This window comes from Streptomyces sp. WAC 01529 (assembly GCF_003945545.1).
Classification (GTDB): domain Bacteria; phylum Actinomycetota; class Actinomycetes; order Streptomycetales; family Streptomycetaceae; genus Streptomyces; species Streptomyces anatolicus.
In genome coordinates this window covers 580,454-593,424 of sequence record NZ_CP029617.1, presented here as the reverse complement: position 1 = coordinate 593,424, position 12,971 = coordinate 580,454, and the positions used below count along the sequence as shown (strand labels likewise).

Annotated in this window: 8 protein-coding genes; 4 read left to right on the top strand and 4 right to left on the bottom strand. The window is 69.4% G+C overall.

All coding sequences use genetic code 11. From position 1 onward, the window contains the following. Nucleotides 1-3: 3 nt before the first annotated feature. The 4 genes from DMA15_RS02430 to DMA15_RS02415 all read left to right on the top strand — a co-directional run bounded on the left by DMA15_RS02430 (nucleotide 4) and on the right by DMA15_RS02415 (nucleotide 7,897). On the top strand, nucleotides 4-2,241 hold the full coding sequence (locus tag DMA15_RS02430; protein WP_125511004.1) for a hypothetical protein: 2,238 nt from the start codon (nucleotides 4-6) through the stop codon (nucleotides 2,239-2,241). Next, nucleotides 2,241-5,882, top strand: a complete 3,642-nt coding sequence (locus DMA15_RS02425) for a hypothetical protein (protein ID WP_125511003.1) — start codon at nucleotides 2,241-2,243, stop codon at nucleotides 5,880-5,882. The genes DMA15_RS02430 and DMA15_RS02425 overlap by 1 nt, the downstream gene beginning before the upstream one ends. 26 nt (nucleotides 5,883-5,908) lie before the next feature. Continuing rightward, nucleotides 5,909-7,225, top strand: coding sequence for a hypothetical protein (locus DMA15_RS02420; RefSeq protein ID WP_164551664.1), 1,317 nt, complete (start codon nucleotides 5,909-5,911; stop codon nucleotides 7,223-7,225). Between the two features lie 468 nt (nucleotides 7,226-7,693). Further along, nucleotides 7,694-7,897 carry a hypothetical protein gene (locus tag DMA15_RS02415; protein ID WP_240659654.1) on the top strand — a complete coding sequence of 68 codons (204 nt, stop codon included), beginning with the start codon at nucleotides 7,694-7,696 and terminating at the stop codon, nucleotides 7,895-7,897. A 105-nt stretch (nucleotides 7,898-8,002) separates the two neighbouring features. Here DMA15_RS02415 and DMA15_RS02410 read toward each other — a convergent pair whose 3' ends face one another. The 4 genes from DMA15_RS02410 to DMA15_RS02395 all read right to left on the bottom strand — a co-directional run bounded on the left by DMA15_RS02410 (nucleotide 8,003) and on the right by DMA15_RS02395 (nucleotide 12,789). Beyond that, nucleotides 8,003-9,526: an aldehyde dehydrogenase family protein gene (locus DMA15_RS02410; protein ID WP_125511001.1), complete on the bottom strand. Its 1,524-nt coding sequence runs from the start codon at nucleotides 9,524-9,526 to the stop codon at nucleotides 8,003-8,005. 144 nt (nucleotides 9,527-9,670) lie between these two features. After that, entirely contained in the window at nucleotides 9,671-10,948 is a 1,278-nt protein-coding gene (locus tag DMA15_RS02405; RefSeq protein ID WP_125511000.1) for a GAF domain-containing protein, read from the bottom strand. 127 nt (nucleotides 10,949-11,075) lie between these two features. After that, nucleotides 11,076-11,672, bottom strand: a complete 597-nt coding sequence (locus DMA15_RS02400; RefSeq protein ID WP_125510999.1) for a peptidoglycan recognition family protein — start codon at nucleotides 11,670-11,672, stop codon at nucleotides 11,076-11,078. Nucleotides 11,673-11,751: 79 nt separating this feature from the next. Continuing rightward, nucleotides 11,752-12,789 (bottom strand): acetamidase/formamidase family protein, encoded by a 1,038-nt coding sequence (locus tag DMA15_RS02395; protein WP_125510998.1) that lies wholly within the window; start codon nucleotides 12,787-12,789, stop codon nucleotides 11,752-11,754. Nucleotides 12,790-12,971: the final 182 nt, after the last annotated feature.

Below are 12,971 nucleotides of genomic sequence, written 5' to 3'. Positions count from 1 at the left end.
GCCGTGCCCGCTGAACCGGATCTGCGCATCCACTTCCTCGACCACCTGATCCCGCGTGCCACCCCCGGCGACTACCGGGTCGTGGTCAAGAACACCCTCAGCGACCCCGGCGGCGAACTGGACGCCCAGGACAAGCTGCTCCCGTCCGAGGAGACCTTCGAGATCAAGGCCGTCCGCTTCGTGCTCAGCGAAGCGTCCGTCCACGCCTACTACCCGCCGCGCGAGAGCACCGGCGCCTACACCAGGACGCTGCCGCACATCACCCTCAGCCGGTCGGTCCTGCCCTGGGAACGCAACCTCGCCGGAACCCGCGCCGAGCAGCCTCCGGCCCGCCCGCCCTGGCTCGCCCTGCTCGTCTTCGGCGAGAACGAACTGCCCGACGACCCCGCCGCGTCCGGGGACACCGTGCTGCGCACCGTCGAGGAGCTCCGCAACCCTGCCGAGGCGGGGGTCAAGGGCCCGAACCTGCCGTCCGGCGGCGTTGACGAGGCTGAGGCTCGGAGCAAGTGCCAGACCATCGACGTCCCGGCGGACCTCTTCAACGCGGTGGCCCCGCGCGACGACGAGATGTACTACCTTGCCCACGTCCGCAAGGTCGTCGACGCGAACAAGACCCGGGCCGACGGCGAAGTCCTCGAAGAAGGGGAGTACGCGGTCGTCAACGCCAACCGCTTCCCCCACAACCCCGGTAACTACGCCGTCCACCTCGTCTCCCTCGAAGGCTTCGAGGGCCGCCTGTCCGGCACCCTGCCCGGCGGCACCACGGCCGTCCGCCTGTGCTCGCTGCACAGCTGGAGCTTCACCAGCAGTGAAGGGCCCGCCGCCGACCCCGGAGCGCTGCTGGAGAACCTCGTCGCCCCTAGCACCGCGGACCCCGAAAAGCCCGAAGCGCTCGCCCTGCGCCTGCCGGTGACCGCACCGGTCACCGACGACCCCGAGGACGACTATGTCCGCGACCGCCTTACACGTGGCTACACCGCCGTCCCGCAGCTGACCCTCTCCGGCGAACGCACCTTCGCCTGGTACCGCGGCCCGGCCACGCCGGTCACCGCTTTCGACGTGCCCACCGAGCACAGCCCCGGCCCGCACACCACGTCCGACCACGCGCTCATCTACGAGCGCGAGCACGGGATCTTCGACGTCAGCTATGCCGTCGCCTGGACTCTCGGTCGCACCATCGGCCTGGCCGACCCCGAATACACCACCGCCGTCGGCCGGGCCCGCCGCGAACTCGCCAACCGGGCGACGACGCTGATGGCGCTGGCCGGAGATCCGGCGCGCGCCTCGGTCGACCCGGATGCCCCGCCCGCCCTCGGCGCGCTGCGTGAACTCGCTTCCGCAGGCTTCCGCGAGCGGCTCAGCTCCGGGCTCACGAGCCCGCAGCTCCCGGACGACGCCGGACGCAGGACACCGCAGCTGAGAGTGACACGTGCACAGTCAAGGTCCGTGCTCGCGGAAGAACGCGCCGTCTCCCTGCTGCGGACCACCGCGGAACGCAACGCCGAGGCCATCGCCGCCTGGCAGGCCCGCCTCGGCCTGCTCCAGGGCGTGCCGTTCCACCACCTCGTGCCCGACCCGCGCATGCTGCCCCTGGAATCCCTGCGGATGTTCCGCCTCGACCAGGGCTGGCTGGACGCGCTCGTCGCCGGAGCCGCCGACGTCGGCGTGCACACCTCCGTCGACAGCCGCCTCGCCCCCGAACTCAACCGGGCCACCGCCCGGTCGGGCAACACGAAGCGGGCCGCCGGCGGGCTCCTCATCCACTCCGAACTCATTCCCGCCTGGCCGGACATCAAGGTCAACGCCTACCTCGAGGACGGCACCCTCCTCACCGAACTGCGCCGCGCCAAACCGGACAAGAGGATCATGCTCGTCCTCTGGGACGGCGTTCCCGACAAGGTCGTCATCCGCGAACCGGGACAGGGCATCCACTACGGCATCGACGCCGGGAACCGCCTCGGCCTGCGCAGCCTGGCCACCGACCCGCCGATCGGCACCCCGCTCGAGACCTACTACCCCGCCACCGGCAGCCTCTTCGACCTCCACCTGCGCTCCGACCCGGACACCGGACCCGCGGTGCTTCAGATGTTCGGCACCGGCGGCCTGGTGCCCGCCCTGGCCCGGAGGTTCGGTCTCACCGACCTGGACCCCGGACAACTGGCCCTGCAACTCGTCAACGCCCCGCTGGAACAGGAAATCCTCAGCCCCACCGGCACCGCCGCCCGGACGGAGACCGCCTGATGAGCGCCACGGACCTGATCGTCCCCGTCAAGGTGAACGCCCTTGTCGTCAACCGGCTGACCCGCACCACCGAGACGTTCAACCGTTGGACACCGAACTTCGACGCCATGATCCAGGAGGGCGCGAGCGCGGAACCGCCCCCCGGCGTCGGCACCGAGACCATGGGCCCGGAGAGCGAAGGCGTCTACGTCCACTGGCAGCTGCCCGAGGCGCTGGCCAACGGGCACTACGACCAGACGACAGGGGAGACGACCTTCCCCTTCGTCCCCAACCGCTGGCTGGTCGTGCGCTACAGCACCACAGCGGCGGCGGCGGACCGCAAGGCCGTCGGGTGGATCGTGCAGAGCGACTACCTGGAGAGCCGCCCGGTCCAGGACGCCGACGGCAACGACATCTACGGCACCAACAAGCACCCGAACCCCGATACACCGGAGGGCGCTCCGCTGGAGCTGACCTTCCTCGGCCGCCGCCACGACCTCACCCAGGCGCCGTGGACCGAACCACCCGCCCAAGAGCCGCACCTGACCGCGGCCGGGCCCGGACTGCCCGGCTTCGCTGCCTACCAGCCGTACAACAAAGACGTGTTCTCGATCCACGACACCCTTGAGGACCTCAAAGGCGACCTGGACAACTACCCGCCCGACGCGACGCTGAGCTACTTCGTCGTCGGCTGGTACAGCGACGACGCCCTCGACTACCTCAACCACGCCGCGTCCGTGCCCGGCCTGCTCCCGCCGGACGCGAGCGGGACGGCCGACCTCCTGGAAGCCCTCGGCTGGGGCACCCCCGAGGGCACCGCCGCCGACGCCCTGGACCGCACCCTCTACAGCGGCTCGGCGCTGGGAGTCGACTGGCAGCGCGAAGGCGCCACCCACGAGTCCGACAAACCGAGCAACATCGAGCTCAGCAAGATCCTCACGCTGGGCAGCAGCAGCGCCGAGGCCCTCGGCCGGCTGGCCGCCCGCCAGACCCGGTCCGCGCGCACCGGGGACCTCGTACGCTCCCTCTTCCACGGCACCCTCGAAACACTCGACACCGCCGACGGCGAAGAGGACCTCGACACCCTCACCCATCACTCCTGGTTCTCCGGTTCCGACGGCGGTCATGTGTGGAAGGTGACCGCGCGCCCCGTCGAGGGCGACGACGAGCTGCCGCCCCCGCCGCCGGAACCCGGGTGGCTGGCCGAACTCAACGATGTCCAACGGCGGTACGACGACCTCACGCCCAGGCTCCGCCGCTCCCAGCAGCGCCTGTGGAACATCTGGTGGCTGCGCAACAAGCCGGTTCCCCCGTTCACCCCTGAGCACCCCGCGGGGTTCGACGCCGCAGCTGACGTCCAGCTCAACGAGAGCGATGCGACGAGTCTGGCCGGGCGGACCAAGGCTCTGCTCGACGAGCAGTTCGTGCTGTCGAGGCAACTGCCCACCGGCGGGACCCCGGAGGAACTCGCGGCCGACATCGCGAGGTACGCGACCGAACGCGGACTCGACGTGCGCTACCAGCTGGAGCGCACCGCCCGCGAGTCCTACTACCGCCCCGCCGACCCGGTCGTGCTCATCAAGGACACCGGTGCCAAGGAACCCCTCACCCGGGACACCCCGCTGCCCTGCCGCCTTCCCGAGGCCCTGATCACCCGGATCACCGTCGGCGGCACGACCTACGACCGGCCCACCACCCCGCCCAGCCCGGGACTGGCCGGACTCCCCGACGCCTGCACCCCGCTGCTCGCCGAGTTCGCCCTCCTGGACCAGGTGGCCAGGGTCCCCGGCGCTCTCGACGCGGCGCTCAAGGACCCCGCCGCCGTCGCCGGGCCCGTCCCCGAGCACACCGCGCCGTGGCAGCAGCCCTGGCTGCCCATGCACCTCGAATACGAACTGAAGTACTGCCCCACGCCCTTCCAGGCCGGTGACACCACCTACTGGACCTTCAACGGCAGCCGCTACGAATGGTCCGGCCGGGGAGCCCAGCCCGGCGGCGGCGAAGCCAACCTGCGCTGGCTCACCTTCAAGAACCGGGCGTTCCTCACCCCGAGCGTGCCGTGGGTCCTGCAGAAGCAGATAGACCGCTACCTCGACACCTACTCCGGCGCTCCCGCCGAAGGCCTGCTCGCCCTGCGCGAGGAACTCGGCCACCCCGGAATGCTCTCCCAGCGCCTCGACGGCTTCCACGACTGGCTCGTCCAGCAGGACTCCACCGCCAGGACCACCGTGCACGTACCCGAGGCCACCGCCAGGCTCGTCGGCGACATCCAGAGTGTCCCGGAAGGCGGCCCGCCCGAACCGCCCGCCGACGACCCCGGAACACCGTTCCAGCCGGTCCGCGCCGGCCAGTTCACCTTCCACGACCTGCGCATCGTCGACCGCTTCGGGCGCACCTACGACATCGTCAACAGCGGCAACTACGAACAGGTCTCTCTCACCCGCGCGGAGAGCGTTACCCCCGACAGCGTCCTGCACGAGGACCTCATCGGCACGGCCCGCTTCGTCCAGCTCGGGCCGCGCCTTCTCCAAGGCGCCCGCGTTCGGCTGGAGACCGTACGCGCCGTGGACGGACAGCGGCTCTCGCCGATGGCCCGCGCGGCCACGACGGAAAACCCCCTGGCCGGCTGGCTGCTGCTCAACCATCTCGACCAGACCCTCGTCGTCCACGGACCCGACGGCGTCTCCCTCGGTGAACTCCGCGTCGTCAAGGACATCGACGGCGCGGACGACAGCGTGTGGCTACCGCTCCCCGGCTCGCCCCATCCCGACATCGACGCCCAGGAGTTCGAGGACGCCATGCCGCACCTGGCCCGGTTCGTCCGCACCCTGAAGGACAAACCCGCCGCCGCACTCACCGGCCTGCTCGACACCATCGACCAGACCCTCGACACCATCCTCGACGACGCGGCCCAGGAGGACGGCTCTCCGCTGCGGCTCATCGGCCGCCCGCTCGCACTGGTGCGCGCCGATCTGGGCGTCGAGCTCGAAGGGCCGCTGCTGAGCAACCCGAGCTGGGACCAGGTCCTTGGGGAGTCGGAGGAGGAGTACGACGGCTACCGCTGGCCGGTCCGGCTCGGCAACGAAAAGCGGCTCGGCGACGGCCTCATCGGATACTTCGCCGGGCCGACCGGGCCCGACCAGGAGACCTCGTACGAACTCTTCCACGCGGTCATGCCCCAGGGCGGCGGAGGCTACCTGACCCCGATCGACAAAGGCCACGGCCTGGCCGTGCCCGCGCGCACCCCGGACCAGCCGGTGACGCACCACCTGACACTGCTGATGGATCCCTACGCGGCGGTGCATGCCACCACGGACATCCTCCCGGTGACCAAGGTCCAGCTGCCCGACGACCTGGTGTCCGAGGCGATGCGGCGGATCCGGGCGTCCTTCCGGCTCGGCCCACTGCTCGCGGCCGAGCGGGTCGACAAGGCCGAGGAAGCCCGGCGGGCACGAGCGGGAGAGGAACCGACGGAGGCAGGCGTGGTGCTACCGCAGCCCGCGTCGTGGCACGGAACGTGGAGTTGGGCCGAGCCGCGCGGCTCGGAAACCGAGTGGGTGGAGCTGCCGATCGTTCCGGCTGATTCCGCGGCGCACTTCGGCGATCCGCAGGCGGAGGCCCGGTACGGATACCTGCTGCTCGACGCGACCGAGACGTCCTGAACCTCCGCCCATAGAAAGGCTGTTGCATGAGCGTTGTCATGGTGAACACCACCAACCTGCTGCCGTACGAACCGTCGACCGACCCGAAGCCGTTGCGGGTGAGCTCCGCCGAGGAAACCGAATACGGCTCCGTCAACATCAATGTCGGCGGCGGCATCACCACGTCGGCCTGGTGCAACAAAATCACCGTCCGGGTGCCGGTCGGCGCGGGGGCCGAGCACCTCACCACCGAAGGCACCGAAATCAAGACCGGTGCCAGCACCGGCTGGACGCCTTCCGCCCCCACCGTCTCCGGCGGCTTCGCGGTCATCACCTTCACCCCGGCCCGCGCGGTGCAGTTCACCGGGCAGATCGTCACCCTCACCCTGTCCAACATCGCAGTCAACCGCACGGCGGGTCAGGCCTCCATCGAGATCATCGAGAGTTCGTCAAGGACGAACGGGAGCTTCACCAACAAGGACGCTGCGGTCGAGGTGGACAAGTTCCCGGCCGGGTTCGTGTTCCGGAATTTCGCGCCCGAGAAGATCATGGTGGAGAACGGTGAGGTCGCCGTGCTCCGCTGGGAGGGTTCGGACGCGAAGTACACGATGCACTGGGGCGACACCCCCGCCGGAGTCTCCCTCGACAAGGAACGTGTCTGGTCCACCCCGCGCGGTCTGACCACCGTCACCGGTTTCATGCTGCGCGCCGAAGTCACAGCCGGTGGCGTCACCCTCACCCACACCCTGACCACGGCGGTCACCGTACGCATCCCTGACCTCGTCGTCAGGAACCTCACCGTCCAAGGCCCGGCCACATTCGCCGACAGCGTCAGCCTCAGCAACACCGCCAAGGACCTGACGGTCGCCGGATCGGTGCGCGGCGCGGGCAGCAACCCGCTGCGGGTCAGCCAGAACGCGGGCCTGAAAGTCGACGCGGTCCTGAACGTCACCGGGGCGAGCACCTTCAACGACAGCATCAACGCCGTCGGGAAAGGGACCGTCCGCATTGCCGACCTTCGCGGCCCGTACGGCGAACCGCTCAAAATCAACAGCCACGTCAACGTTTTGCCCGGCAACAACGTCACAGCCGCAGGCAATATCACAGCCGGAGGAAATCGGGTGCTCCGGGCGGGCGACACGCTCCGCTTCGTAAGCCACAGGAATAGGTACCTGCAGGAGGGTCCCGACTATGGCGGCGAGAAGGAGATAGCCCAAACCTCTAGGACCCTCTACAGCAACGCCGCCTGGCAGACACGGCATCTCTCCTCTGCCAGCTCGTTTGGGGAGGAGCCGGAGGGAAAACAGGAGCCGGAAGACCGCGCACAGGATGAGCGGACTCTCACCGCAGACCCGGAACTCTGACGGCGCGGGCACCATTCTGCTCGATGATGTGTTAGAGGGTGTCCCGTAAACTTTGGGGCATTCTGGTCGACCTGCTCGTTTGCCTGTCATCCGGTGAGGGTGAGGGGCGCGATGGACCGTCAACGGGCGGGAGAATGCGGAATCGTTCAGCACTGCCGGGCCCGCCGAGAGCCGACATGCGAAGCTGATGACGGCGGCGCGCGAGGGCGAGCCTTTCGATGAGCACACGGGGCTGCCGGCGCCCGAGCTGCGGGCCATCAAGCAGCGAACGACGTGGTACTACCTTGCTCACGCGCCTTGTACTCGCGGGCGTTCAACAAGAACGTATGGGCCCAAGAGCCGACCGAGGAGTGGCGGAAGGCCCTGGACTGGCAGAAGCGAAACTCCTTGCCCGTCGGTGCGCTCGCGGAAGCCGACGTGCTGCGGCGGGCGCTGTACCCTGTGTCGCAAGCTGCCGGGTGGGGGGGGATGCTCGATCTGTCGGGTGGCGTCATCGCAGCGGGCAAGGAGTGGACGGACGACGGCGCGGTGCACCAGGTGCACTCGCTCAAGCGCCGTGCGGCTACCGCGACCCGGCCGGTGCCGATCCCGCCGAAGTTCGTGCGCGTCCTGCGGGCTGAGTCGGGACTTGGACCGGAAATAGACCGGAAGAGCTGGTCAGGAGCGGGATAGCGGTGGGAGAAACCGGGATTATGACGTAAGGCGAGCCCTGCTCTGAGCGGCCGAGCGGAAGGCGCCTGACCGGATAAAGCGCAGGTCAGGCGCCTTTTTGTGCCTCTAGAAGAAGCCGAGCTTCTTCGCCGAGTACGACACCAAAAGATTCTTCGTCTGCTGATAGTGCTCCAGCATCATCTTGTGCGTCTCGCGGCCGATGCCCGACTGCTTGTAACCGCCGAACGCCGCGTGCGCCGGGTAGGCGTGGTAGCAGTTCGTCCAGACGCGCCCCGCCTGGATCGAACGGCCCGCCCGGTACGCGGTGTTGATGTCCCGCGTCCACACCCCGGCACCCAGCCCGTAGAGCGTGTCGTTCGCGATCTTGATGGCGTCGTCGAAGTCGTTGAACGACGCGACCGAGACGACCGGGCCGAAGATCTCCTCCTGGAAGATCCGCATGCGGTTGTCGCCCTCGAAGATCGTCGGCTGGACGTAGTAGCCGCCCTCCAACTCACCGTCGTAATCGATCCGCTGGCCGCCCGTCAGCACCTTCGCGCCTTCCTGCTGACCGATGTCCAGGTAGGAGAGGATCTTCTCCAGCTGGTCGTTGGAGGCCTGCGCGCCGATCATGGTGTCGGTGTCGAGCGGGTGCCCTGCCTTGATCTGCTCGGTGCGGGCGATCGCCGCTTCGAGGAACTCGCTGTACTGCCCGCGCTGCACCAGCGCCCGCGACGGACAGGTGCAGACCTCGCCCTGATTCAGGGCGAACATCGTGAAGCCCTCGAGCGCCTTGTCCCGGAAGTCGTCGTCGGCGGCCCACACGTCGTCGAAGAAGATGTTCGGCGACTTCCCGCCCAGCTCCAACGTCACCGGCTTGATGTTCTCCGAGGCGTACTGCATGATCAACCGCCCCGTGGTGGTCTCCCCGGTGAAGGCGACCTTCGCCACGCGCGGGCTGGAGGCCAGCGGTTTGCCCGCCTCGACCCCGAAACCGTTGACGATGTTGACGACACCCGGCGGCAGCAGATCGGCGACCAGGCTCATCCAGTAGTGGATGGAGGCCGGGGTCTGCTCGGCGGGCTTGAGGACGACCGTGTTGCCCGCCGCGAGCGCCGGCGCCAGCTTCCACGTCGCCATGAGGATCGGAAAGTTCCACGGGATGATCTGCGCCACGACACCGAGCGGCTCATGGAAGTGATACGCGATGGTGTCCTCGTCGACCTCGCTCAGCGAACCCTCCTGCGCCCGGATGACGCCCGCGAAGTAGCGGAAGTGGTCGATGGCGAGCGGAATGTCGGCCGCCAGCGTCTCGCGGATCGGCTTGCCGTTCTCCCAGCTCTCGGCGACCGCGAGCTGTTCGAGATTGGCCTCCATCCGGTCTGCGATCCTCCGCAGAACGTCCGCGCGCTCGGTGACCGAGGCCCGCCCCCAAGCGGGCGCCGCCGCGTGCGCCGCGTCGAGAGCACGCTCGACGTCCTCGGCGGTGCCCCGGGCGATCTCGGTGAACGGCCGCCCATTGACCGGGCTGGGGTTCTCGAAGTACTGGCCACGGGCGGGAGCCACGTACTCGCCGCCGATGAAGTGGTCGTAGCGCGACTGGTAGGAGACGATCGCGCCCTCGGTGCCGGGCGCTGCGTAACGGGTCATCTTGGCTGGCCTCCCGGGGGAAGACTGCCCGCCGTTGGGCAGCTCTCGCCCGGAGGCTAGAACCACGGACGTTGCATCTACGTTGCGCTCCCTTCGTCGGCGGTCGGCGGTCAGCGCGGGCAGTCGGCTTGGAGATCCTTGCGGTCAGCGTGTCGGCGCGGGGCCCGGTCCGGCGAGGGCCAGCTCGGTGTCCAGTTCCCGCAGGCGGGCCAGGACGGCAGGCGTCGGACGCAGCGCGGCCAGGGCCCGCCACGCCGCCAGGTCGTCCTCGGCCCACGGAGCATGGGCCCAGTCCGCCAGCAGGTCAGGGTCGCTCCGGTCGATGAGCGCCGCCCGTAGCTGGTCGGCGAGCCTGCGGCGGAGACGGACCAGGGCGGGCGCCTGCGACTGCGGCAGCAGCGGCCCGTCGTACGCGGCGGCGGCCGCCGCCACCGCGCCGGCCCCCAGACGACGCTCGACCGTGTCGACATCGCACTCGACAGGCACGGCCAAGCGGTACGGACGCGACCGCAGCAGCTCTGCCCCGAGAACCCGCCGCAGCCGCGCCATCTCCGCCCGCAACGTCACCTGCGGCACCGACTCGTCCTCATACAGCGCGTACAGCAGCTCGTCCCCGCTCAGCCCCTCCGGATGACGGGCGAGCAGCACGACGATCTCGCTGTGCCTACGGCTGAGCCGCACCTTCCGCCCACCCGCCACGAGCAGCGCCTCGTCCCGGCCAAGCGCCGAGACCTCGACCGTGCCCCCGGTCCTCGCCGACGGGGCCAGCAGCGCCAGTTGGGACTCCGCCGCCCTCGCGACCGCCTGGACGAAGGCGAGGCTGTGCGGGTGCGCGAGGCCGTTCCCGCCGGTGATGTCGACCGCCCCGATCAGCCTCCCGGTGCGCGGATCGTGCACCGGAGCCGCCGCGCACGTCCACGGCTGCACATGCCGCATGAAGTGCTCGGTGGCGAAGACCTGCACCGGCCGGTCCTCGGCGACCGCCGTACCCGGCGCGTTGGTCCCCACGGCGGACTCCGCCCACCGTGCCCCCGGCACGAAGTTGATCCGCCCTGCGTGCCGCCGCGTCACCGCATGCCCCTCGACCCACAGCAACCTGCCCTGCGCGTCGCACACGGCGAGCAGATGCTCCCCATCCGTGGCGAAGGTGCCCATCAACTCACGGAACAGCGGCATCACCTTCGCCAGCGGATGCTCCGCCCGATACGCCCCGAGGTCGGCGTCGGTCAGCTCCACGGCGGCGCCGTCGCCCTCCGGGCTGACATGCGCTCTAGCCGACCTGCGCCATGACTCGGCCACGACGGAACGCACCGGGCGGGCGACCGTCCCCGCGGCGGTGAACCTCTCGTGCGCCCGACGCAGCACCCGCACCCGCTCGGCGGGGTCGGCACCCGGCTCCAGGGCCACCCATGGATCGGTCAACTCGGCCTCCCGGGACGGCGATGCGGTGACGCGGTGGTGCCATCGTCGTCCCGGAAACGGAAGCCGACAAGCGTGCCGCGATGTGCGGAACTGCTCGTTCTCGGGTGTGGTGCGTCGAGGTAGCCCCTCAGGCGAAGTTGACGAGCCGGATGTAGCGCGTCCAGTCCCAGTACGGGCCGGGGTCCGTGTGGTCCGAGCCAGGGACTTGGTGGTGACCGATGATGTGTTCCCGGTCCTTGGGGATGCCGTACTTCGAGCAGATGGCGGCGGTGAGCGCGGCGGACTGCTCGTACATCGCGTGGGTGAAGTACTGAGGTTTGTCGACCCATCCTTCGTGCTCGATACCGATACTGCGTGTGTTGTAGGTCCAATTACCCGCGTGCCACCCGACGTTGCGGTCGCGGACGCACTGCGCGATGTGACCGTCTTGAGAGCGCACCACGTAGTGGGCCGAGACCCTCCTCGCCGGATTCTGGAAGATGGCGAGCGTGTCCGCGTATGTCTCCTGGGTGACGTGGATGACTACGTAGTCGATGGGATAGGTGCTGGGGCGGTTGGCAGCCGTGTAGTTGGACGTGCTGGCCGGCACCCACTCGGCGGCGGGGTAGTCGACGGCCAGGGCTTGGGCGCCCGCGTGGCCGGCGGGCAGGAGCGCTGCGGGCACGGCGGCGGCCGCGCCCTGGAGCAGTCGGCGCCTGCTCGGGAAGCGTCTTGTTCGATCCATGACTGATCTGCCTCTCAATGGGTGGGGGAGGGGGACGACTGGACGGGCGGGTGCACTGCACTGGAGAGAGCGGCTTCGGTTAACGGGAGGTGCGGGGGACTGTTGCATAAGGGAGCGTGGCGGCTGTCTCGCGCAGCCGGGCGTGCAGGCCGCGGTGTGTCTCACGCGCGGGCAGCCACTCCTTACGGAGCTTTGCCACACACGTGTAGTTGGTGTCGCAGACATTGGCGAGCGGCGACTCGACGGTCTGCGTCGCGAACTGATAGGCGTCCAGCTCGCTGAAGCCATAGTCCCGGACCAGCCACTGCACGAGGTCGAGCTGGGATATGCGGAACGCGTCCTCCAGCGGGCGTGCCGACCCGGTCGAGATGATGTGCGTATCGGACTCCAGGCGGGGCCAGGGAGTGGCCACCCCTTTGAGGAGTTCGACGATCACCACGGTGTTCATGGCGCACTCGACGGCGACCCCGCACGTCTCGCCCTCGCCCTGCCGCGCGTGCCCGTCGCCCAGGCTCAGCAAGGCGCCTTCCACGTTCACCCCCAAATAGCAGGTGACGCCCGACCGCATCTCGGGTGTGTCCATGTTGCCGCCATGGGCGTCGGGCACGAGCGCAGAGCGCACCTCCAGGTTGGCCGGGGCCACCCCGACCGTGCCGTGCATGGGGTCCATGGGCAGATCTACCTCGAAGTCACGGTCCCGCGAGCTGAACCGCGCGGTCCGGCGGGCCCGGTCGAGCTGCCAGATCCACACGGCCTCGGGCAGCGGCGGCTGAAGCGAGGCGGTCGCGTGCGTGGACGTGAGAGCGCCGAAGAGAGGCACTGTCGTGGAGGCCGCCCAGTCGCGGGCCGGTTCGATCGACACGAAGTGCACGGCCACGGTGTCGCCGGGCTCCGCGCCCTCCACGTAGAAGGGGCCTGTCTGCGGGTTAAGGAACGGGAATTCGCAGACCTTGGAGACGAGGTCCTTCTCCGAGCGCACGTTCCCGGCGAAGCAGTCTTCCGTGAACAGGTCGAGGACTGTGCCCGGCGCGATGCGCGCCACGGGCGGGGCGCCGCCGAACGTCCAGGCGTACTCGCCCGGTTCGGGCCGCACGGTCAGGATTCGAGGGTCGCTCATCGCTCCACTGCTCCACTCTGGCCCGAAAGGCCCTCGTTCTGATCGGGGACGGGTATGGGCTCGTCGTCGAGGTGGACGCGGCCAGGCCAGTGCCGTAACGCTCTGGAACAGGGCCTCGTGGAGCCCGATGGCCTCACGGCGCAGGCCTGGACTGGTCTCCCCCGACATGTGAATCCCCCGAT

Bases quoted from the DNA above. Each gene is read 5' to 3' on its own strand.
- DMA15_RS02420 (WP_164551664.1), top strand. From the start codon at position 5,909: ATGAGCGTTGTCATGGTGAACACCACCAACCTGCTGCCGTACGAACCG.
- DMA15_RS02425 (WP_125511003.1), top strand. From the start codon at position 2,241: ATGAGCGCCACGGACCTGATCGTCCCCGTCAAGGTGAACGCCCTTGTC.
- DMA15_RS02395 (WP_125510998.1), bottom strand. From the start codon at position 12,789: ATGAGCGACCCTCGAATCCTGACCGTGCGGCCCGAACCGGGCGAGTAC.
- DMA15_RS02410 (WP_125511001.1), bottom strand. From the start codon at position 9,526: ATGACCCGTTACGCAGCGCCCGGCACCGAGGGCGCGATCGTCTCCTAC.
- DMA15_RS02400 (WP_125510999.1), bottom strand. From the start codon at position 11,672: ATGGATCGAACAAGACGCTTCCCGAGCAGGCGCCGACTGCTCCAGGGC.
- DMA15_RS02415 (WP_240659654.1), top strand. From the start codon at position 7,694: ATGCTCGATCTGTCGGGTGGCGTCATCGCAGCGGGCAAGGAGTGGACG.